17 protein-coding genes and 1 pseudogene are annotated in these 21,734 nt (G+C 71.0%); 12 read left to right on the top strand and 6 right to left on the bottom strand.

Going from position 1 to position 21,734, the window contains the following annotated elements; all coding sequences use genetic code 11:
- Positions 1-380: 380 nt before the first annotated feature.
- Both ACIQWG_RS29135 and ACIQWG_RS29130 read left to right on the top strand, forming a co-directional pair.
- A complete protein-coding gene (locus ACIQWG_RS29135; protein WP_404101107.1) occupies positions 381-1,067 on the top strand; it encodes a transglycosylase family protein in 687 nt (228 codons plus the stop codon).
- Positions 1,068-1,169: 102 nt separating this feature from the next.
- Positions 1,170-1,802 carry a transglycosylase family protein gene (locus ACIQWG_RS29130; RefSeq protein WP_404101106.1) on the top strand — a complete coding sequence of 211 codons (633 nt, stop codon included), beginning with the start codon at positions 1,170-1,172 and terminating at the stop codon, positions 1,800-1,802.
- Here the strand turns inward: ACIQWG_RS29130 and ACIQWG_RS29125 are convergent.
- From ACIQWG_RS29125 to ACIQWG_RS29115, 3 genes are read right to left on the bottom strand one after another with little or no spacing between them, the layout of a single operon-like run.
- On the bottom strand, positions 1,735-2,412 hold the full coding sequence (locus ACIQWG_RS29125; protein WP_404101105.1) for an ABC transporter ATP-binding protein: 678 nt from the start codon (positions 2,410-2,412) through the stop codon (positions 1,735-1,737). The two genes, ACIQWG_RS29130 and ACIQWG_RS29125, sit on opposite strands and share 68 nt — an antisense overlap.
- Positions 2,409-5,072, bottom strand: coding sequence for an ATP-binding cassette domain-containing protein (locus tag ACIQWG_RS29120; protein ID WP_404101104.1), 2,664 nt, complete (start codon positions 5,070-5,072; stop codon positions 2,409-2,411). Before ACIQWG_RS29120 ends, ACIQWG_RS29125 begins: the two co-directional genes overlap by 4 nt.
- Complete coding sequence (locus tag ACIQWG_RS29115) at positions 5,072-5,548, bottom strand: hypothetical protein (RefSeq protein ID WP_404101103.1); 477 nt, start codon at positions 5,546-5,548, stop codon at positions 5,072-5,074. Before ACIQWG_RS29115 ends, ACIQWG_RS29120 begins: the two co-directional genes overlap by 1 nt.
- Positions 5,549-5,702: 154 nt before the next feature.
- Here ACIQWG_RS29115 and ACIQWG_RS29110 point away from each other — a divergent pair, with 154 nt between their 5' ends.
- From ACIQWG_RS29110 to ACIQWG_RS29100, 3 genes are all read left to right on the top strand, one after another.
- Positions 5,703-6,257 (top strand): hypothetical protein, encoded by a 555-nt coding sequence (locus ACIQWG_RS29110; RefSeq protein WP_404101102.1) that lies wholly within the window; start codon positions 5,703-5,705, stop codon positions 6,255-6,257.
- Positions 6,232-7,527: an ABC transporter substrate-binding protein gene (locus ACIQWG_RS29105; protein ID WP_404101101.1), complete on the top strand. Its 1,296-nt coding sequence runs from the start codon at positions 6,232-6,234 to the stop codon at positions 7,525-7,527. The genes ACIQWG_RS29110 and ACIQWG_RS29105 overlap by 26 nt, the downstream gene beginning before the upstream one ends.
- 487 nt (positions 7,528-8,014) lie before the next feature.
- Positions 8,015-9,055, top strand: a complete 1,041-nt coding sequence (locus tag ACIQWG_RS29100) for a helix-turn-helix transcriptional regulator (RefSeq protein WP_404101100.1) — start codon at positions 8,015-8,017, stop codon at positions 9,053-9,055.
- A gap of 40 nt (positions 9,056-9,095) precedes the next feature.
- On the opposite strand, the pseudogene ctaD reads toward ACIQWG_RS29100, so the two are convergent.
- Positions 9,096-10,628, bottom strand: a pseudogene (gene ctaD, locus ACIQWG_RS29095) (cytochrome c oxidase subunit I); the annotation flags it as partial.
- A 459-nt stretch (positions 10,629-11,087) separates the two neighbouring features.
- On the opposite strand from ctaD, the gene ACIQWG_RS29090 reads away from it, so the two are divergent.
- Positions 11,088-11,303: an I78 family peptidase inhibitor gene (locus ACIQWG_RS29090; protein WP_404101098.1), complete on the top strand. Its 216-nt coding sequence runs from the start codon at positions 11,088-11,090 to the stop codon at positions 11,301-11,303.
- A gap of 89 nt (positions 11,304-11,392) precedes the next feature.
- On the opposite strand, the gene ACIQWG_RS29085 is transcribed toward ACIQWG_RS29090, so the two are convergent.
- Positions 11,393-12,421 carry a phosphatase PAP2 family protein gene (locus tag ACIQWG_RS29085; RefSeq protein WP_404101096.1) on the bottom strand — a complete coding sequence of 343 codons (1,029 nt, stop codon included), beginning with the start codon at positions 12,419-12,421 and terminating at the stop codon, positions 11,393-11,395.
- Between the two features lie 433 nt (positions 12,422-12,854).
- Here ACIQWG_RS29085 and ACIQWG_RS29080 point away from each other — a divergent pair, with 433 nt between their 5' ends.
- Both ACIQWG_RS29080 and ACIQWG_RS29075 read left to right on the top strand, forming a co-directional pair.
- Complete coding sequence (locus ACIQWG_RS29080) at positions 12,855-14,456, top strand: MFS transporter (protein ID WP_404101094.1); 1,602 nt, start codon at positions 12,855-12,857, stop codon at positions 14,454-14,456.
- Positions 14,457-14,586: 130 nt separating this feature from the next.
- Entirely contained in the window at positions 14,587-15,777 is a 1,191-nt protein-coding gene (locus ACIQWG_RS29075) for an acyl-CoA dehydrogenase family protein (RefSeq protein WP_404101092.1), read from the top strand.
- Between the two features lie 40 nt (positions 15,778-15,817).
- Here ACIQWG_RS29075 and ACIQWG_RS29070 read toward each other — a convergent pair whose 3' ends face one another.
- Entirely contained in the window at positions 15,818-16,255 is a 438-nt protein-coding gene (locus tag ACIQWG_RS29070) for a cell division protein SepF (protein WP_404101090.1), read from the bottom strand.
- A 322-nt stretch (positions 16,256-16,577) separates the two neighbouring features.
- On the opposite strand from ACIQWG_RS29070, the gene ACIQWG_RS29065 reads away from it, so the two are divergent.
- The 4 genes from ACIQWG_RS29065 (at position 16,578) to ACIQWG_RS29050 (ending at position 21,571) form a co-directional block, all read left to right on the top strand.
- Positions 16,578-17,822 carry a DUF5685 family protein gene (locus ACIQWG_RS29065; protein WP_404101088.1) on the top strand — a complete coding sequence of 415 codons (1,245 nt, stop codon included), beginning with the start codon at positions 16,578-16,580 and terminating at the stop codon, positions 17,820-17,822.
- A gap of 413 nt (positions 17,823-18,235) precedes the next feature.
- Positions 18,236-19,141: a S1 family peptidase gene (locus tag ACIQWG_RS29060; RefSeq protein ID WP_404101086.1), complete on the top strand. Its 906-nt coding sequence runs from the start codon at positions 18,236-18,238 to the stop codon at positions 19,139-19,141.
- A gap of 171 nt (positions 19,142-19,312) precedes the next feature.
- The gene (locus ACIQWG_RS29055) at positions 19,313-20,200 is read left to right on the top strand and encodes a slipin family protein (RefSeq protein ID WP_404101084.1); all 888 of its coding nucleotides are present in this window, start codon (positions 19,313-19,315) and stop codon (positions 20,198-20,200) included.
- A 288-nt stretch (positions 20,201-20,488) separates the two neighbouring features.
- Positions 20,489-21,571 (top strand): S1 family peptidase, encoded by a 1,083-nt coding sequence (locus ACIQWG_RS29050; RefSeq protein WP_404101082.1) that lies wholly within the window; start codon positions 20,489-20,491, stop codon positions 21,569-21,571.
- The last annotated feature ends 163 nt before the right edge of the window (positions 21,572-21,734 follow it).

Genomic DNA, 21,734 nt, shown 5'->3' with positions numbered 1-21,734 from the left:
CGCGTGCGGAATCGCCCACTCACCGTCAAGTCCTGGGAAACGCAAGGAAGTTGGTTGCGTGGGGTATGTCACAGATCATCAGGGGAAGTGGTCGACAAATCCGGAAATCAGCGAATGAAATGGGTGGCCGAAAATTGCTGATACCAGGGGTAACGGCGAACTGGCCTGGAATGACAAGGAGTTGGTTGATACCCGCTGGTCACTGTCCCTACATTCCTCCGCCGTGTGCAACGAGCACCGCTCGGGTACGTCCGCCGACCGCACCAACCAGCTTGCAGCACGACCTCCGGCGGACGGGGCGAGCGCGACCGACGCGCCTCATGGCGTGGGCCGGTGGCGTTCCGCCTTGGGGGACCCCGAGTCCTTCGAGAGGGAACTACATGTCCGAATGTGCCGATAACACCCACGACAACGCCCGCAGGACGGCGAAGGCTTCGCACCGGAACCAGACCCGTACGACGGTGGTCCTCGCCGGGGCGGCCCTGCTCGCCCCGCTCGGAGTGCTGGCCGCGACCGGCAACGCCGCGGCGGCGGACAGTGGAGTGTGGGACCGCATCGCACAGTGCGAGAGCGGCGGCAACTGGCACATCAACACCGGCAACGGCTACTACGGCGGACTCCAGTTCTCCGCCTCCACCTGGCGGGCGTACGGCGGCACGGCCTACGCGCCGACCGCCGACCAGGCCACCAGGGCCCAGCAGATCGCCGTCGCCACCAAGGTCCAGGGCGCCCAGGGATGGGGTGCCTGGCCCACCTGTTCGGCCCGGGCCGGGGCGAACGGCGGCGCGCCCGACGCTCCCGCCGCCCGCTCTCAGGCTCCTGCCACCAAGGCGGCTCCGTCGAACACCGAGGCGGCCCCGTCGACTCCGTCGCGGACCCCCGAGCGTTCGTCGCAGCAGACGTCCCGCGGTTCGTCCCGCGGGGACTACACCGTTCGTGAGGGCGACACGCTGAGCGGCATCGCCGCCCGGCACGGGACGAGCTGGCGGCAGCTCTACACCGCCAACAAGTCCGTCATCGGCGGCGATCCCGACCTGATCGTGCCCGGCATGCGTCTCGAACTCTGATCACGGCTCACGGCCCCGCCCGGTCCGCCGACCGGGTGGGGCCGGTGCTGCACTCGGACGCGCCGCGCCCTTCGGTGGCAATAAGCTGCCTAGCGTGCTCATATGAAATACGCACCGCTCACCATCGCCGTCGCCACCGCCCTGTTGACCACCGTCACCCCGGGCCTGTCGCACGCGCACGCCGGTCACGCGCCCCAGGTGGCGCCCGTGAAACATAGGTCCGGACCACCGCCCAAACCCGCGTCCCTGACCTGCGCCAAACATCATTGGCCCTGGGGCTGTGTCGCCAAGTGCGAGAGCGGCGGCAATTGGAAGATCAACACCGGTAACGGGCACTACGGGGGGCTTCAGTTCTCGCAGTCGACCTGGGAGGGCTTCGGCGGGCGCAAGTACGCCCCGCGCGCGGACCTCGCGACCCGCCTGGAACAGATCGACATCGCGCGGAAAGTCGTGGCCGTGCAGGGCTGGGGGGCCTGGCCGCACTGCTCCAGGCGGTACGGGCTCAAGGGCCGCATGAAGTTGGAGAAGCCCGTCAAGCCCCAGCCGGCCAAGCCCCGCCCCGCCAAGACCCCGTCCGCCAAGCCTCAGCCCGCCAAGCCCCAGTCCGCCAAGCCCCAGTCCGCCAAGCCCCAGTCCGGCAAACTCAGGCTGAACGGCACGCTGCTGCTCATGCCGAGGGGCTCCCGGTTGGGCCCGCCGCTGCCCGGCGTTCGTACTCGCCCGACTCTCCGCTGAACACGACCGCGCCACGCCGCAGTTCGTGGACGACTGCCGCCCGGCCCCGCAGCACGGGCGGCAGCCGTTGCTCGGCGACGATCACGCACGCGTCCAGTGCGCTCAGCAACTCGTACGTGCGAGCCGCCACAGCGGGCGACATGCCCTGCGCGGGCTCGTCCACGAGCACGACACGCGCGCGTGCCAGCAGGGCGCGGGAGACGGCGAGCATCCGCTGCTCGCCGCCGGACAGCGTCCCGGCCCGGCGCGTCAGCAGGGGCGCGAGCGGGGGGTAGGCGTCGAGGGCGGCGTCGTACGACGGGGCCATGAGTTCGAGGTTCTCGCGTACCGTCAGCGAGCCGAACACACCCTGCCGCTCCGGGACCAGGCACATCCCGCGGCGGGCCCGCTCATGGGCGGACACCCGGGTCAGGTCGACGCCGTCCCACACCACCGCGCCGCCCGACAGCGGCACCGTTCCCGCCAGGGCGCGCAGGGCGGTCGTACGGCCGGAACCGTTGCGGCCCAGCAGAACGGTCAGGCCGGGGCCGTGGGCCGCCACCGTGACCCCGTGGAGGGCTTCCAGGGGGCCGTAGCGCACGCGCGCGTGACGCAGCGAGATCGTGGTCATGCGGGGGCCTCCTGAGCGCCCGCCGAGTCGAGTACGCGGTCCGGGGGGCCGGAGGCGACGATGCGGCCCGCCGCCATCACGTGCACGGTGTCCGCGAGGTCGGCGACCAGGTCGAGGTCGTGCTCGACGACGAGCAGGGCCATCCCGTCCGCGGCGAGGGCCTTCAGGACCCGGGTGAGCGCGGCGACCTCAGCGGTGTCGAGGCCGGCGGCCGGTTCGTCGAGCAGCAGGACGCGCGGACCGCCCGCGAGGGCTCGGGCCAGCTCGACCCGCCGGAGCGTGCCGGTGGGCAGGCCGGCGGCGGGCAGGGCGCGTACCGGGCCGTCGAGCCCGAGGAGTCTGAGGGCGCGCTCCACGGCCGACGGGTCCCGGACGGGTCCCTGTTCGGCGCCCACGCGGACGTTCTCGGCCACGGTGAGCGAGGGGAACACGGCCAGTTGCTGGAAGGTGCGGGCGATGCCCAGGCGGGTGCGGGTGTGGGCGGGCAGACGGGTGATGTCGCGGGGGCCGAACCGGACCTGCCCCCGTGCGGGGCGGTGGGTGCCGGCCAGACAGTGGAACAGGGTGCTCTTTCCGGCCCCGTTGGGGCCGACGATCGCGGTGACCCGGCCTGGGGGGACGGTGAGGGTGATGTCGTCCAGGGCGGTGAACCCGTCGTAGCGGGCTTGGAGGCGGTGCGTGGTGAGCGCCGCCGCGGGTGGCCCGTGCGGGGGCCGAGCGCCGTCGGCGGACGCGGTGGGTCGCCCGTCCGGGCGTGCCGTCGACGCCGTCACGCCCGCCGGGACCGGACGCGGTTCGGCTTCCGCCGCCGGGTGCAACCGCCGGCGCGCCTGCGCCCCCAACGCCGTCAGCTTTGTCCCGCGCCCCGGGCGCAGCCTCCCCGTCGCCGCCCGCAGCGCCTCGTACGGCCCCCCGGGGAACCGCCCCACCAGCACCGCCAGCACCCCGATCAGCGCCGCCGCCACCCCGCCCCGGGCGCCCGCGTCGAGGCCGACCAGGAGGGCCGCGGCGGCCAGCGCGCCCAGGGTGCTGTCGGCGCCCAGGACCACCACCGCGGCGAACCAGAGGAGCCCGCGCACCGGGTCGAAGGCGGCGGGGTCGAAGGCGCGCAGGCCCATGCCGAGCATGCCGCCGCCGAGCGCGGCCAGGGCGGCGCCCGAGACGAAGGCCAGCAGCTTCAGGGCGGGCACCTGGACGCCCGCGGCCGACGCCCCGGACTCGTGGTCCCGCATCGCCGCCAGGGCCCGGCCGGTGCGGCCCCGGCGCAGCTGCCAGGCCGTCAGCAGGGCGACCGCCAGCAGGCCGAGCTCCAGGACGTAGTACGCGCGGTCGCCCTCGAAGCCCGCCGGGCGGCCCAGGGACAGGCCCGAGATCGCGTACGGCTGGACGAAGACGAACCGGCTCACACCGACGCCGACCGCGAAGGTGACCAGGGCGAGCGCCAGACCCCGGCGGCTGATCGCCGGCCAGCCCGTGAGCAGGCCCAGCGGTGCCACCAGGACGACGGCGAGGGCCAGTGCCGCGAGCTCCGGCAGTTGGGGCAGGCCCGGGAAGCGGCCCGCCGCCAGCAGGGCCGTGAACAGGGCGCCCAGACCCGCGTACGCCGCCTGTCCGAGCGAGATCTGGCCGCCGCGGCCCGTGACGACCACCAGGGACAGCAGCACCACACCCAGCGCCGGCACCTGCACCGACGTATGCAGGTCCGAGCCCGCGAACCCCAGGGGGAGCAGGAACAGGACGACCGCCACGATCCAGGCGCCCGGCGGGGTCGGCACGCGCGCGGTGGCCGTGCGGGGCAGGGCGTCCCGGCCGCCGACGCGAGGGAAGGCCAGGGCCGCGATCAGCAGGGCCACCACGAAGAGGTTGGTGCTGACCGCCTGGAGCAGGGGCGCGCCCCAGCCCGACGGGTGCAGGCGGGTCAGCTGGCTCTGGACCACCCCGATCGTCAGCGCGGTCAGCACCGCGACCGGCAGGCTGCGCATCCGGGCCGCCACCGCGACCGCGACGACCTCCATCACCAACAGCGGCATGCCGTACGGGTCGAGACGCACGTACGGCGCCAGCAGTACGCCCGTCAGGCCGGCGGTGAACGAGCCGAACGCCCAGCCCGCCGCCGAGACCCGGTCGGCGTCGATGCCCCCGAGGACCGCCAGCTGCCGGTCGTCGACCACGGCACGCAGCTCCCGGCCGAATCGCGTCCAGCGGATCACCGCGCCCACCCCGGCCGCCAGCAGCAGCGCCACCGCCAGCTGACCCCAGGGGTCCGCCGACACCAGCTCCGGCGCGTCGTCCCGGGCGCCCTGGCCCCACAGCAGCGCGGCGCCGCCCACCAGCAGCACGAAGACCCCGATGGACGCCACCAGGGTCTGTGCCGGGTCGCCGCCCAGGACCGACAGCGGCCGGAAGACGAATCGTTCCAGCGCCATCCCGACGGCGGGCGCGAGCACCAGCAGCGTCACCGTGGCGCCCGCCCACAGCGGCCAGCCCCACTCCACCACGCACTGGCGCAGCACATAAGCGCACACCATGGCGATCGCCCCGTGCGCGAAGTTCAGCACCCCGGTCGCCCGGTACGTGACGACCAGACCGATCCCGGTGAGCGCGGCGGCACCGCCGATCGACAGACCGGCCAGGGTGAGGTCGTACGTCAGGGACGACATCAGTCGTCCGCTTCGGCGGGCTCACAGATCGGGCACGGGCCCAGCTCACCGCCGCGCACCAGTTTCGCGTCGACGGGGACGGCCTCGACCTTCCCGGCGACCAGCGGACAGTCCGCCCGGTGCCAGAGGGTGCCGCCGGGCACCATCAGCAGGTCCCCGCTGACCGCCAGGGGCGCTGCGGCCGACTGCCCGGACTCCTCGGCGTCGGCGGGCTCCGCGGCCACCAGAAGGCCGTACAGCTCCTCCACGCGCGCGGCGGCGAGCGCGCTCCGGCCGTGGGTCAGCAGCACCGACCCGGCGATGATCAGCGCGGCGCCGGGGACCGTGCAGGACGCCAGATACGGCAGCTGCCGCTCGGCGAAGCGCTCGCCGGAGACGCCGTACCAGCCGATGACGCACAGCACCGCACCGGCGGCGAGCGCGGCCCAGCCGGCCCACAGGACGGGGTGCACGGTCCGCAGTCGGGCTGTCCGCATCGCCGGCTCCCACACGTCGGGTCGTCGGGCACGCACATCGGTTTCGCGCATGTGCCTGTCCATGTCAGCCAATGGCTTGCACTATGCCTCCTGCAAGCTGACCCTGAAAGCACCGGGCGCACCCGGCCCGGATCGACACCCGGTGGTGAGCCAGATGGTTCTCGGGAGCGACCTCAGGCGGCGCGGCGCGCACAGGCGGCGGGGGACGACGGTGCTGGCGGCCGCCCTGCTGCTCTGCCTCGCCCCGGCCCTCGTGGCCTGTAGCGACGACGAGGGAGGCGGGGGCAACGAGACACCGCCGTCCCCGAGCGTCGAACGCACCGAGCAGTCGCCGGACGCGACGGCGCCCGCGGACGCCGAGGCGGCCGAGTCGGAGATCGAGCGGAACTGGCAGAAGTTCTTCGACCCGAAGACCACCATGGAGGACAAGCAGACCGTGCTGGAGAACGGCGAGCGGATGGCGCCGGTCCTCCAGGCGTTCAGCGGCGACGAGCGTGGCGGGCAGGTCCAGGCGCGGGTCTCCGAGGTCGAGTTCACCTCGCCGACCGAGGCCGACGTGACGTACGACCTCACCCTCAAGGGCGCCACCGCCCTGCCGAACGCCTCCGGCACCGCCGTCGAACAGGACGGCACCTGGAAGGTGTCCGCCAAGACCCTGTGCGCGCTGGTCCAGTTGAGCGGCAATGGGTCGCCGATCCCGGGGTGCTGAGGCGGCGATCGCCGTGCTGCTGCTGACTCTGGGTACGGCGTGCGGCAGCAGGCTGCCCGAGAGCGACTTCGAGCACCGCGACCGGGGCACGTCCGCCGAACCTTCGGGCGACCGCGGGCCGATCCGCGTCGGCGTCATCACCAGCGCCACCAGCCCCGTCGGCGGCGACGCCTTCACCGGCCCGCGCGACGGCGCCAAGGCGTACTTCGACCGCCTGAACGCGCGCGGCGGCATCGACGGCCGCCGCGTCGAGGTGCGCCAGTGCGACGACGGCGGCAGCGGCGTCGGCAACAACGAGTGCGTGCACGAACTGGTCGACGAGGACGAGGTCGTCGCCCTGGTCGCCACCACCGCCCTGGACTACGCCGGCGCCGCACGCGTCGCACGCGCGGGCGTGCCCGACATCGGCGGCCAGCCCATCGGGTCCGCCTACGACACCTGGCCGCACCTGTACGGCATCTACGGCAGCCTCGCGCCCCGCGACGGCACCACCGGCTGGGACGGCGAGCAGTACGGCGGCACCGAGGTCTACCGCTACTTCAAGCGCGAGCACGGCGCCCGCACGGCCGCCGTCGTCTCGTACAACCAGCCCGCCTCCGCCGCCTACGCCCGCCTCGTCGAGCGGGGACTGAGGGCCGAGGGCTACGAAGTGGTCACCGAGCAGCTCGACTTCGCGCTGCCCAACTTCCGTGCGGCGGCGGCCGACCTGAAGGAGCAGGGCGCCGACCTGGTCTTCGACGCCATCGACACACACGGCAACGCCCGGCTGTGCGCGGCGATGGACGACGTGGGCGCCCGGGTCACCGCCAAGGTCACGAACGTACAGAACTGGACGTCCACCGTCGCCGAGGACTACAAGGACGCCCCGCGCTGCCGCAACGCCCTGTGGGCGACCGGCTCGTCCCGCAACCACGACGACACCGGCCAGGACGCCGTACGGGAGTTCAGGGACGCCACCAAGGGCCTGGAGACGCACTCCCAGTGGCAGCTGGAGGGCTGGGCGGCGGCGATGTGGTTCACCGACGCGGCGAAGTCGTGCGCCGGGCGCGGCGTCACGCGCGCGTGCGTCGACGACCAGATGAACCGCAGTCAGGGATACACCGCCGACGGCCTGCTGCTGCCCGTCACGTTCGAGCGGCTCGCCGAGCCGCCGAAGAGCCGCCGGGCCTGTCTGTCGGTGGCCCGCTGGGAGGACGGCCGGGGCTGGATCTCCCAGACGGACATGAACGACACGTGCTTCGAGGTGCCGCAACTGCCGTACCGGCCGTGAGGCGCGACGAAAGGCCGCATCGCCGGCCGGCCGAGAGCCGAGGGAGGAAAGCGCAGCGCATGACGCCCCTGTCGCAGGCCGCACCACTGCGCGCCGACTGCATCGCGGATTCGGCCGGCGGGCTGACCTTCGACGTCACCGCCGTCGGGTCCGCCGCGGAGGCCCGTCTCGTGCTGCGGCACCGCGAGGGCGACGAGGAGGTCACCCTGCCCCTGACCCCGGCCACGACCGGCCGGCTGCGCGCCGCCCTCCCCAGCAGCGTCCCGCTGCCGGAGGGCCACTGGGACGCGTACGCCGGCGTCCGGGACGAGCAGCCGGACCGCCTCGCGCCGGGCGACATGGACGTGCATCCGGCGGCCTCCCGGGTCCCCTACGAGACCCGCGGCGGCAACCTCAGCGTCGAATGCCGGGTGCCCGCCTCGCGATTAGGGGCCCGGTCCGTGCTGCCCGCACACCCGAGCCGTCGGGCGGCTGGCAGACTCGGGTCATGTTGGACACCTCGGCTCGACTGCTGCGGCTGCTCTCCCTCCTCCAGGCCCACCGGGACTGGTCCGGCGCCGAACTCGCCGAACGCCTCGGCGTCACCCCCCGCACGGTCCGCCGGGACGTCGACCGGCTGCGCGAGCTCGGCTACCCGGTCAACGCCACCCCCGGCACCGGAGGCGGCTACCAGCTGGGCGCGGGCGCCGAACTGCCGCCGCTGCTCCTCGACGACGACGAGGCCGTCGCAGTCGCCGTCGGCCTGCGCACCGCCGCGGGCCAGGGCATCGAGGGCATCGGCGAGACCTCCGTACGGGCCCTCGCCAAGCTGGAGCAGGTCCTGCCGAACCGGCTGCGCCGCCGGGTCGGTGCCCTGAACGCCTTCACCGTGCCGATGCTGCGCGGCCCCCAGCCCTCCGCCGTCGACCCGGCCGTCCTCACCGAGCTCGCCCACCTGTGCCGGGACTCGGAGCGCCTGCGCTTCGAGTACCGCGACCACGAGGGCGCCGCCACCCGCCGCAGCGTCGAACCGCACCGCCTGGTGTGCAGCGAGCGCCGCTGGTACCTGGTCGCCTGGGACCTCGACCGCGACGACTGGCGGACCTTCCGCGTCGACCGCGTCACCCCCAAGCCGCCGCACGGCCCGCGCTTCACCCCGCGCACCCCGCCCGCCGAGGACCTCGCCGCGTACGTCTCCGAGGGCGTGTCCACGCGCGCGTACGCCGCGCAGGCCGTCGTCCGGCTGCTGGTGCCGCTGGCGGAGGCGGCCGAGCGCATCTCCCCCTCCGCCGGGCAGCTGGAGCCGGACGGGCCCGGCAGCTGCCTTCTGCGCACCGGCGCCGGGAGCCTCGATGTGATGGTGATCCATGTGATGCTGATGGGCTTCGAGTTCGAGGTGCTGGAGCCGGTCGAGCTGGTCGAGACGATCAGGACGGCTCACGGCCGGCTTGCTCGCTCTTTGGCTCGGGCTGCGGAGCCTCCAGTGCGTGGTCCGGGTGGTGCAGGTCGAAGGCCGGGGACTCCGAGCGGATCTTCGGCAGCGTCGTGAAGTTGTGCCGCGGGGGCGGGCAGGAGGTGGCCCACTCCAGGGAGCGGCCGTAACCCCAGGGGTCGTCGACCTCGACCTTCTTGCCGTACTTGGTGGTCTTCCAGACGTTGTAGAGGAACGGCAGCGTCGACATGCCGAGCAGGAACGCGCCGATCGTCGAGACCGTGTTCAGCACGGTGAAGCCGTCGGCGGCGAGATAGTCGGCGTACCGGCGGGGCATGCCCTCCGCGCCCAGCCAGTGCTGCACCAGGAACGTGGTGTGGAAGCCGACGAACAGCGTCCAGAAGTGGATCTTGCCGAGCCGTTCGTCGAGCATCTTCCCGGTGAACTTGGGCCACCAGAAGTGGAAGCCGGCGAAGATCGCGAAGACGACCGTGCCGAAGACGACGTAGTGGAAGTGGGCGACCACGAAGTACGAGTCGGAGACATGGAAGTCCATCGGCGGCGACGCCAGGATCACCCCGGTCAGGCCGCCGAACAGGAACGTCACCAGGAAGCCCGTCGCCCACAGCATCGGGGTCTCGAAGGACAGCGAGCCCTTGATCATGGTCCCGCTCCAGTTGAAGAACTTCACGCCCGTCGGCACCGCGATCAGGAAGCTCATGAACGAGAAGAACGGCAGCAGCACCGCGCCCGTGACGAACATGTGGTGCGCCCACACCACGATCGACAGACCGGTGATCGCCATCGTCGCCCCGACCAGCGTCAGATAGCCGAAGATCGGCTTGCGGCTGAAGACCGGGATGATCTCCGTGATGATGCCGAAGAACGGCAGCGCGATGATGTACACCTCGGGATGGCCGAAGAACCAGAACAGGTGCTGCCACAGCAGCGCCCCGCCGTTGGCCGCCTCGAACACCACCGAGCCGAACCGGCGGTCCGCCTCCAGGACCAGCAGCGCGGCCGCCAGCACCGGGAACGCCATCAGGATCAGGATCGATGTGAACAGGGTGTTCCACAAGAAGATCGGCATCCGGAACATCGTCATGCCGGGGGCGCGCATCCCGATGATCGTGGTGATGAAGTTGACCGCGCCGAGGATCGTGCCGAACCCGGCCAGCGCGAGGCCCATGATCCACAGGTCGGGGCCGATGCCGGGGGAGCGCTCCAGGCTGTTCAGCGGCGCGTAGGCGAACCAGCCGAAGGAGGCGGGTCCGTCCGGCACGATCAGCGAGCCCATCACGATCAGGCCGCCGAACAGGAACAGCCAGTACGAGAACATGTTCAGCCGTGGGAACGCCACGTCCGGGGCGCCGATCTGGAGCGGCATCAGCTCGTTGGCGAAGCCCGCGAAGGTCGGGGTCGCGAAGAGCAGCAGCATGATCGTGCCGTGCATGGTGAACAGCTGGTTGAACTGCTCGTTGCTCAGGATCTGCATCCCGGGCCGTGCCAGTTCGGCCCGCATCAGCAGGGCCATGACACCGCCGGCGAGGAAGAACCCGAACGACGTGATCAGGTAGAGGTGCCCGATCTTCTTGTGGTCCGTGGTGGTCAGCCAGTCGACGACCACCCGGCCGCCCGGCTGTTTGCTCCGCCTGGGCCCTGCCGCCGCCTGTACGGTCTGCGTCCCCATCGCTCGCTCGCCCCTTCGCTCGTCGCGTCCCGGGCCCGCTGAAGCCCGCGTCGCACGCGCCGACGCGAGCTCACGCCATGATGCTCGCGCCGACGGCGCTCCGACAGAGGGCGTACGGAGGTTCTGTGGTGGAACCATGTACTTCCTGTGCGGCACCGGCTCCCGCGGCCCGCGCGGAATCGAGGGGAAAAGGAGTCCGGGGGCAGTTTCCCGGGAACTTTTGCGCCGAGCGGCAGGACCCGTCGTCGCGACACGCGGGAATTACGATCGAATGCCTGCGGAAGGCTCAGAGAATCCCTCGTCCGTGTGACTGTCCGTCTATGTCGGAGTGATCGAAACGCATGTCGTGATTCTGTGACAAAAGCGTGACCGGAGGGGGATGTGTGACCCGGATGGCCGATACAAAGGATCCCGGGCGGCTCTGGCCCGATCCCTGTGCGAGGCCCTAGCGTTGGCCGCATGGCACCCATTCCGAAACCCTCCGAGGACCCCCAGGACGACCCGGACACGTATGTCGGTCTCGACGCCGACAGGGCCGAGCGACTCGCTCGTGACCGCGGCTGGTCGACGGTGCGTTCGCTGCCGCCGGGGGCGATCATCACCATGGAGTACCGCGGCGGCCGCCTGAACTTCGAGGTGAAGGACGGCCAGGTGGCGCGGGCCTGGAAGGGCTGACACACGGCGACGGCCCCGGTTCCTGTCGAGGAACCGGGGCCGTCGGCCATGCGGGTGGTCGTGTGTACCGATCCCGCTGAATGCCGAGGTCAGCCGCCTGTGAGGGGGCGGGCGGCCGGGCTTGCGCCGCGGGTGACGCGGTCCGTGTGCGGCGGGCGCCGGCCGCCGGCGGAGGTGCCCGGCGTGCGCTCCGCGCGGATCGTGTGCGGGCTGGGCGCCAGGTGGTAGGCCGTGGGCCGGGCGGCACGGGCCGCGGGGGACGCCTCGCGCGCAGCGGCCTCCTCGTCGCCGGCCGTGGCCAGCGGCTTGAGCAGCACCGGAGCCTCGGCCGGGGTGGGCGCCGCCGGGAGGGCGTCGGCCCGGCGGGTGCGCCGGCGGTCACGCAGATCGAAGATCCAGGACTCGGAGCGGGCGATCAGCGGCTCGAACCACGGCAGGGCGAGCAGGATCAGCAGGCCGGCGGCCCAGCCGAGCAGAACGTCGCTCAACCAGTGCGTACCGAGGTAGACGGTGGACAGTCCGACGCCCAGCGAGGTCACCGCCGACAGGGCCGACAGCCAGCGGCGCGCTCTCGGGGTGGAGGCCAGATAGGCGAGGATTCCCCAGGTCACCACGGCGTTGGCGGTGTGGCCGCTGGGAAATATATCGCCGCCCAGCCACATCTCGTTCGAGCCGATGGTGGTCGCGTAGTGCGGTCCGAGGCGGCCCATGCCGAGCTTGGCGGCGCCGACGGTGATGTTCAGCAGGAGCAGCGAGACGCCGAGCGCGAGCAGCGGCCGCAGGGTGTGCTGCCGCCAGGACCGCCAACCCAGCCAGGCCGCGACCATCACGGCGGTCGGGCCGCGCTGGCCGAGCACCACGTAGTAGTCGACGAACGCGTGGATCTCCGCCCACTGCTGGTACGGACGGAAGAACATGACCTGCCAGTCCAGCCGGACCAGCCACGAGGTGATGAGGACGGCCCACACGATGGCCCCGTAGAAGGCCAGGGTCGCGGCGAAGAGCACGATCCGGTGCCGGGTCATCCTCGGCACATCGATGTGGGCCGGGCGTTCCGGCTCCCGGTCCAGCCTCGTGAAGACCCGGTCCAGACGGGTCAGCTTTCGTTCGGTACACACGCAATCGACGTTACAGCGAGTGAGCGCAGTTCAACGGCGATTCCACGGGTTTGTGATGACGATGTGATGTGGGATTCCTCTCAGGAGGAGGTTTATTTCCAAGGAATCCGTAATCATCTGGCGCCACATCCTTCAATTCCTTTGATCATTCTGTTGGTTCGTTTTTCCCTGCTTATGAATTCGTTCACCGGTTGATGGAGTGGATTTCTCCTGCGGCTCACCGGTTCGGGGCTGGTTGTGTGGCGTACGCCACACGCCTGGGGGCGGCGTCTGAGAGGTCCGCCACTCGGCCCGGACACGGACTCGCGTACGCTGACGAGTCACTCGCCCTTGATTGCGCGGGCCGGAGACCACCGCTCCTCTCCGGCCGAGTCGCGGGGAGTCCCCACCCCGCGTGCCCGCCGAGGGCGAGGAACATCTGGGAGGTACGTACATGTCCGGGACGACCACGGCTGCCGCTGCGCTGCGCCGTCGGGCGGCCGGGGCCGGTGCCAACCGCTGGGTCGTCCTCGTCGTTCTCTGCGTCAGCCTTCTGCTCGTCGCGGTGGACGCCACCGTGCTCCATGTGGCGGTACCCGCGGTCACCGAGGACCTCAGGCCCGGCGCGATAGAACTGCTCTGGATCGTCGACATCTACCCGCTCGTCTGCGCCTCGCTGCTGATCCTCTTCGGCACGCTGGGTGACCGGGTGGGCCGCAGGCGCGTCCTGCTTCTCGGATACGGCCTCTTCGGCCTCGCCTCCGGCCTCGCGGCCCTGGCACATGACCCACAGGTGCTGATCCTGGCCCGCGCCCTGCTCGGGGTCGGCGGCGCGATGATCATGCCCGCGACCCTGTCGATCCTGCGCCAGGTCTTCCCCGACCGGCGCGAGCGGGCCCTGGCCATCGGCATCTGGAGCGCCGTGGCCGCCGTGGGCGCCGCGGTCGGGCCGCTGATCGGCGGATTCCTCCTGGAGCACTTCTGGTGGGGTTCGGTCTTCCTCGTCAACATCCCGCTGATGCTGATCAGCCTTCCGGTGGGCCGGCTGCTGCTGCCCGAGTCCAAGGGCGACGGCAAGGGGCCCTGGGACGTGGTCGGCGCGCTGCTCGCGGCGGCCGGGCTGTTCGGCGTCGTGCTGGGCGTGAAGCGGCTCGGCGGCGGGGAGCCGGTGGCCAGCCTGCTCACCCTGGTGCCGCTGGTGGTCGGCGTGGCGATGCTGGTCCTCTTCGTGCGACGGCAGAAGCGGCGGACGTATCCGCTGGTGGACCTCGGCATGTTCGCGCGACCGGCGTTCAGCACGTCCGTCGGCTGCATCGTGCTGGCGATGCTCGCGCTGGTCGGGCTCGAGCTGATCGCGGCGCAGTACCTCCAGCTGGTGCTGGGCCTCTCGCCGCTGGAGACGGGGCTGCGGCTGCTGCCGCTGACCTTCGCGGCGATGGCCTCCGGCCTCGCGGGAGCGCGCATGCTGCGGCGGTTCGGGCCGCGGCGGATGGTGTGCGGCGGGTTCTGTCTGACGGCCGTCGCGGTGCTGGTGCTGACCGCCATGGGCGGCCAGGACAACCCCGGCGTGCTGCTGTTCGGGTTCGTGCTGCTGGGCTTCGGACTGGAGACGACCCTCTTCGGGGCGTACGAGTCCATGCTGAGCGAGGCTCCGCCGGAGCAGGCCGGCGGGGCGGCGGCGATCGGTGAGACGTCGTACCAGCTGGGTGCCGGGATCGGGATCGCGCTGCTGGGCAGCGTGATGAACGCCGCGTACACCCCCGGGCTGTCCGACGTGGCCGGAGTGCCCGCGTCGGCCTCCACGGCCGCTTCGCACTCGCTGGGGGAGGCGTACGAGGTCGCCGCGCAGCTCGGCGGGTCGGCGGGCCTGGCCCTGCATCACGCGGCCCGCGAGGCCTTCGTGCACGGGCTGCATGTGACGTTGCTGGTGAGCGCGGGGCTGTTGCTGCTCGGAGCGGTGATGGCGCTGCGGCTGCCGCGGACCATGCAGTGCGAGGCGGAGAGCGTGGAACTGCCCAAGCCCCGGGAGGTCGCGGAGTCCCGCGTCTCGGCCTGACCGCGCCCGCCCTCGTGCGCGGGTACGTACTGGACGTGTACGTACTGGACGTGAAGGACACCGCGCCGTAGCGTCTGGGCCACAGTCGTAACTAGCGGCGCTAGTTTTCGTCGTTGCCGGAGGGTCACCCATGTCCGCGTCCTCGAAGATGCCCCCGTTCGATCCCGCCGACCCCCTCGGCATCGACGACCTCCTGGAGCCCGAGGACCTGGCCGTCCGGGGCACCGTGCGGGCATGGGCGGCGGACCGGGTGCTGCCCCATGTCGCCGAGTGGTACGAGAAGGGCGAGCTGCCGGGGATCCGGGAGCTCGCGCGGGAACTCGGGGAGCTCGGGGCCCTGGGGATGTCGCTCAGCGGCTACGGGTGCGCCGGGGCCTCCGCCGTGCAGTACGGACTGGCTTGTCTGGAACTGGAGGCCGCCGACTCCGGGATCCGCTCCCTGGTCTCCGTGCAGGGCTCCCTCGCCATGTACGCCATTCATCGCTTCGGCAGCGAGGAGCAGAAGCAGGCGTGGCTGCCCCGCATGGCCTCCGGTGAGGTCATCGGCTGCTTCGGGCTGACCGAGCCCGACCACGGTTCCGACCCCGCCTCCATGCGCACGTACGCCAAGCGGGACGGCACCGACTGGGTGCTGAACGGGCGCAAGATGTGGATCACCAACGGGTCCGTCTCCGGCGTCGCCGTGGTGTGGGCGCAGACCGACGAGGGGATCCGCGGGTTCGTCGTGCCGGCCGACAGCGCCGGGTTCTCCGCACCGGAGATCAAGCACAAGCTGTCGCTGCGCGCCTCCGTCACCAGTGAGCTAGTGATGGACGACGTACGGCTGCCGGCCGACGCCGTGCTGCCGGAGGTCGTCGGACTCAAGGGGCCGCTGAGCTGTCTCTCGCACGCCCGGTACGGGATCGTGTGGGGCGCCATGGGCGCGGCGCGGTCCTGTTTCGAGGCCGCTGTCGACTACTCGAAGTCGAGGGAGCAGTTCGGCCGGCCGATCGGGGGCTTCCAGCTCACCCAGGCCAAGCTCGCCGACATGGCGCTCGAACTGCACAAGGGGATTCTGCTCGCCCATCATCTGGGGCGGCGCATGGACGCCGGCCGCCTGCGTCCGGAGCAGGTCAGCTTCGGCAAGCTCAACAACGTCCGCGAGGCCATCGACATCTGCCGTACGGCGCGGACGATTCTCGGTGCCAACGGGATCTCGCTCGAATACCCCGTCATGCGGCACGCGACCAACCTCGAATCGGTGCTCACCTACGAGGGCACCGTCGAGATGCACCAGCTCGTGCTGGGCAAGGCGCTCACCGGGCTCGACGCCTTCCGCTGACCCCACCAGGGGGCGGGCAGGGCCGGTGAGCGGCCCTGCCTCAGCTCTGGTTGTAGAAGCCGTCCTCGCGGTGCGGTGCCCGCTCGCCGCTGACGATCTCGGTGTCGGCCGGGCTCAGCAGGAACACACGGTTGGACACCCGGTCGATCGAACCGCGCAGACCGAAGATCAGCCCCGCCGCGAAGTCGACGACACGCTTGGCGTCGGCGGGCTCCATGGCCGTCAGGTTCATGATGACCGGGACCCCGTCCCGGAACAGCTCGCCGATGGCGCGGGCGTCCCGGAAGCTGTCCGGGGTGACCGTGCCGATCCGGCGGCCCTTCTCCTCGGCGACATCCGTGGCCACCTTGACCCGCGGGTCGGTGACCCAGGCATCCCCGGACTCGGTCCCTTCGGAGTATTCGTCGTCGTAGTAACGCTCGTCATCGTTGTCGTCAACGAGGCCCAGCCAGGCACTCGCCTTGCGCACCGATCCCATGGACGCCTCCTCTCAGAGCGGTCTTTCTCGCGTTCCGCATCCCTATGGTCATCCATGATGCGGACGTCGCGCCAAGTGGATAGACGCCGCGCGGGGGGTTTGTGACGGTACTGGTGCACAGCGAATACGTCGAGAGCCCGTGTCCCCCAAGGGGCATGCCACGTACGGCTGCTGACTGTGAGTGAAATATGATTCTTCACGGCGTATGGGTGATGCGGGGTGCGTACGGGTGAACGAGGCGGCCGTGGCGCAGGATTCGAAGGTCGGTACGATGCGGCAGCTCAGCGTCGTAGGAACGCCGTAAGAACCTCGGGGGAGCGTTGTGTTCGGAATCGTCAGGCCATGTCGTCATCGGCTCGGAGAGAATCTCGCGGGCCAATGGATGGCGCATTTGTGCGGGCTGTGCCTCTCGTTGCGCGGAGATCACGGCCAGTTCGCGCGGATCGTCACGAACTACGACGGGCTGTTGATCTCCGTCCTGACGGAGGCTCAGTCCGACAAGAACAGTGGATTGAGGCGGACGGCGGGACCGTGCCCGTTGCGCGGAATGCGCACCGCGTCCGTCGCGCAGGGTGAGGGCGCCCGGCTCGCCGCCGCCGTCTCGCTGGTGCTCGCCTCGGCCAAGGTGCGTGACCATGTGGCCGACGGCGACGGGCTGCTGGCCCGCAGGCCGGTGGCGCTGGCCGCCCGCCGGGTGGCCGCGGGCTGGGGTGCGGCGGGTGCCCGGGGCGGCTCGGCCGTCGGGTTCGACACCGCCGTACTCGTCGACGCCGTGGACCGGCAGGTCGGGATCGAGGCGCTGGCCGCACTCGGCACCTCGGTGCTCGCCGTGACCGAACCGACCGAGACGGCGACCGCCGCGGCCTTCGCGCACACCGCGATCCTGGCCGGACGGCCGGGCAACGCCGAACCGCTCGCCGAGGCCGGGCGCCTGTTCGGACGGCTGGCGCACCTCCTGGACGCCGTGGAGGACCGGGCGGCCGACGCCGAGTCGGGGGCGTGGAACCCGCTCACCGCGACGGGGACCTCGCTCGCCGAGGCGCGCCGGCTCGCCGACGACGCCGTGCACGGAGTGCGGTTGGCGCTGCGCGAAGTCGAGTTCACCGATCCCGGGCTCGCCCATCTGCTGCTCGTGCACGAGCTGCGGCGCTCGGTGGACCGGGCGTTCGGCACCGTGCCGACCTGCTCGACCCACCAGCCCGGCCCCTATGGACAGCCGCCGCAGCAGGGGCCGTACGGGGCGCCGCAGAACCCGTATGCCGGGGGCGCGAATCCGTACGCCGGTGGGAGTCCGTACCTGGGCGGCGGTGGCGCGCCCGGCGGTGGTGCCGGTGGCTTCGGCGGAGGTGGTGGTGACTTCGGCGGGTTCGGTGGGGCCGCGCCGCAGCCGCCCAAGCGGCGTGGGTTCTGGGCCGGCTGCGGGATGTTCTGGCTGCTGTGCTGCACCTGCAAGCTGTGCTGCGCCAAGGAGTACGAGGGCCCTTGGTCCCGTAAGAAGCGCGAGGGCTGCTGCCGGGACTGCGACTGCGACGGCTGCGACTGCTGCTGCCCCTGCGACGGCTGCTGAACGCTCCGCGGAAAGTGCGGTGAGGGGCGGTCGATTCGGCCGCGGGGCTGTCACGGCTGGTAGCGCGGTTCCCCGCGTCCCGGCCGGGGCTGTCCGGAGGAGCGACTTCCGGACAGCCCCGGGGTACGGGTGGGGCGGGGGAGGCGGCTGCTGGTCGGGTCGGGTGCGTGAGGGAGTGTGCTGCGGCTTCGCCGACCGGCTCTGACCGGGGCAGGAGCGGCCAACTCGCACAGATGGTTCAAAGATTGACGGCCGAAAGGCGCCCTTGCGCCTACCGGTCGTTCGGCCGAATATTCCCCTCAGCGCTTGTCAGGTGCACGGCTTGTTCGGAATCCGGACAACCGCCCGCCTGACTGCGCCTCACGGGCCCCGACCCCACGCGGGCCCCCGACTTCCCTTGGAGGGAACGAAACGTGAGGATCAAGCGCACCACCCCCCGCAGCGGCATTACGAGACGGACCCGGCTGATCGCCGTTTCCACCGGACTCGTGGCCGCGGCCGCGATCGCGATCCCCAACGCGACCGCCGCGGAGACCCCCGACACCTTCAGCGCCGCCCAGCTCAAGAGCGTCAGCGGCTCCGTGCTGAAGGCCGACGTGCCCGGCACCGCCTGGGCCGTCGACAGCAAGACCAACCGTGTCACGGTGACCGTCGACAGCACGGTCTCCCAGGCGGAGATAGCGAAGATCAAGGAACAGGCCGGGGCGAACGCCGACGCGCTCACCATCAAGAGCGTCCCCGGCAAGTTCAGCAAGTTCATCCAGGGCGGCGACGCCATCTATGCGAGTAGCTGGCGCTGCTCGCTCGGCTTCAACGTCCAGGACAGCAGCGGCAACCAGTACTTCCTGACCGCCGGCCACTGCACCGACGGCGCGGGCACCTGGTACTCCAACTCCGGCCGCACCACGGTCATCGGCTCGACCGCCGGCTCCAGCTTCCCGGGCAACGACTACGGCATCGTGCGGTACTCCGGTTCCGTCAGCCGGCCCGGCACCGCGAACGGCGTGGACATCACCCGCGCGGCCACCCCGAGCGTGGGCACCACCGTCATCCGTGACGGCTCCACCACCGGCACGCACAGCGGCCGGGTCACGGCCCTCAACGCGACCGTCAACTACGGCGGCGGTGACGTCGTCGGCGGCCTGATCCAGACCACCGTCTGCGCCGAGCCCGGCGACTCCGGCGGTTCGCTCTACGGCAGCAACGGCACCGCGTACGGTCTGACCTCCGGCGGCAGCGGCAACTGCACCTCCGGTGGCACGACCTTCTTCCAGCCGGTCACCGAGGCCCTCAGCGCGTACGGCGTCAGCGTCTACTGACGTCCGGCCGGACATCGGAACCGGTACGACCTGAACAGCAGCCGGCAGCAGGTGAGCCCCCGCACGCAACTGGTGTGCGGGGGCTCGCCCTTGGCCGCGCCCCGGGGTTACCGTCGACGTACAGGCAGAACTCCCCTGTAACGCGCCCACGTCGGACCCCGGGGGTCGCTGATGGTCGAGGAGCTGGTGGCGGCGGGAGTGACGCTCGCGTCCGCCGGAGTGGTGTATCTGGCGGCGGCCGCGCGGGTCGTCAAGCAGTACGAACGGGGGGTGGTCTTCCGTCTCGGGAAGCTCCGACCCCAGGTGCGCGGGCCCGGACTCACGATGATCGTGCCGGGCGTCGACAAGCTGCGCAAGGTGAACATGCAGATCGTGACGATGCCCATTCCCGCACAGGAGGGCATCACACGGGACAACGTCACCGTCCGGGTCGACGCCGTCGTCTACTTCAAGGTGACCGCGCCCGCGGAGGCCGTCGTACGGGTGGAGGACTACCGTTTCGCGGTCTCGCAGATGGCGCAGACCTCGCTCAGGTCCATCATCGGCAAGAGCGAGCTCGACGATCTGCTGTCCAGTCGGGAAAGGCTCAACCAGGGGCTGGAGTTGATGATCGACAGCCCGGCCGTCGAGTGGGGCGTGACGATCGACCGGGTGGAGATCAAGGACGTCTCGCTGCCCGAGACCATGAAGCGGTCGATGGCGCGGCAGGCGGAGGCGGACCGGGAGCGGCGGGCGCGGGTGATCAACGCCGACGCGGAGCTCCAGGCGTCCAAGAAGCTGGCGGAGGCGGCGCATCAGATGTCGGACGCGCCCGCGGCCCTCCAGCTGCGGTTGCTTCAGACGGTGATGGCGGTCGCGGCCGAGAAGAACTCCACGCTGGTGCTGCCGATTCCAGTGGAATTGCTGCGATTTCTGGAAAAAGGGACGCAGGTCGCGACCTCTGCGCAGGAGTCCGATGTGGCCGTACAGCGGCCCACGTCTGTTGAATCGCGGACCTCACGGGACGAACTGCCCTCCCGTGAGGCGCCCTTGGATCCGGACCCCGAAGAGCGATTTTGAGACAGGAGTAGACCTCACGCGCTGCTTATGGTTCGCTCGCTTGCGGTGTTTGCTGAGCGAAGAGAGCGGGCGTGACTGTGCACGGTCAAGACGGGAGGGGTGTGCAACCGTGTTCTATGCGCGTCCTGAAGTCGACCTTGTGTGCTCCCTTCGAACCTAGGAATAGTGAGCCCTGTTCAACCGGCGCGGACGTGGCTTTTGTTGTGAGCCGCCCCCGTGGCCGTACGCCTTCCGGTCCGCAGAGGTCCCCACAACCTTTCGGGCCGACCCCCCACAGGAGGACGTGAGTTGAAGCACCGACGCATACCCAAGCGGCGTGCAGCCGTGGCAGGTGCGGGCATAGCCGCACTGGTCGCCGCGGGAGTGACCTTGCAGAGTGCGAACGCGAGTGAGACGCCGGACGCGTCCACGCCGAAGACCCTGTCGGTCGGCGCGGCCGGAAAGCTCGCCTCGACGCTCGTCAAGGACCTGGGTGGCGATGCCGCCGGGTCCTACTACGACGCACAGGCCAAGAGCCTGGTGGTGAACGTCCTCGACGAGGCCGCCGCCGATGCGGTCGAGGCCGCCGGCGCCAAGGCCAGAGTCGTCGAGAACTCGCTCGCCGAGCTGAAGAGCGCCCGCACGACGCTCAAGCAGGACGCGACCATTCCCGGCACCGCGTGGGTGACGGACCCGGCGACGAACAAGGTCGTCGTCACCGCCGACCGCACGGTCTCCAAGGCCGAGTGGAGCAAGCTCAGCAAGGTCGTCGACGGGCTGGGCGCCACGGTCGAGCTCAAGCGGTCGAAGGGGGAGTACAAGCCCTTCATCGCGGGTGGTGACGCCATCACCGGTGGCAGTGGCCGTTGTTCGCTCGGCTTCAACGTCGTCAAGGGCGGCGAGCCGTTCTTCCTGACCGCCGGGCACTGCACCGAGGGCATCACCGACTGGTCCGACTCCAGCGGCACCCAGATCGGCAGCAACGAGGTCTCCAGCTTCCCGGACAACGACTACGGTCTGGTCAAGTACACCGCCGAGGTCGACCACCCGAGCGAGGTGAACCTCTACAACGGTTCCTCGCAGGCGATCAGCGGGGCCGCGGATGCCACCGTCGGCATGGAGGTCACCCGTAGCGGTTCGACCACCCAGGTGCACGACGGCAAGGTCACCGGGCTCGACGCCACCGTGAACTACGGCAACGGCGACATCGTCAACGGTCTGATCCAGACCGACGTCTGCGCCGAGCCGGGTGACAGCGGCGGTTCGCTGTTCTCCGGTGACAAGGCGGTCGGGCTCACCTCCGGGGGCAGCGGTGACTGCACCTCCGGTGGGGAGACCTTCTTCCAGCCGGTGACCGAGGCGCTGTCCGCCACGGGTACCGAGATCGGCTGACGCTTTAGGGTTGTTTGTGCGGAGTCCCGTCCCCTGTGCTGGGGGACGGGACTTCTGCGTTCGGGGTGCGAGTGCGGAAGCCTGCGGTGCTTGTGCCTGTGCGTGCGCTGTGGGTCGGGGCCGCGCGGGGGGTGTCCGTCCTCGGTCGGGGGCCGCAGCTGGG

This window comes from Streptomyces sp. NPDC098781, from assembly GCF_044759995.1.
Lineage (GTDB): Bacteria > Actinomycetota > Actinomycetes > Streptomycetales > Streptomycetaceae > Streptomyces.
Note: the sequence above shows the minus strand (reverse complement) of the source record. Positions and strands in the feature narration are given on the sequence as shown.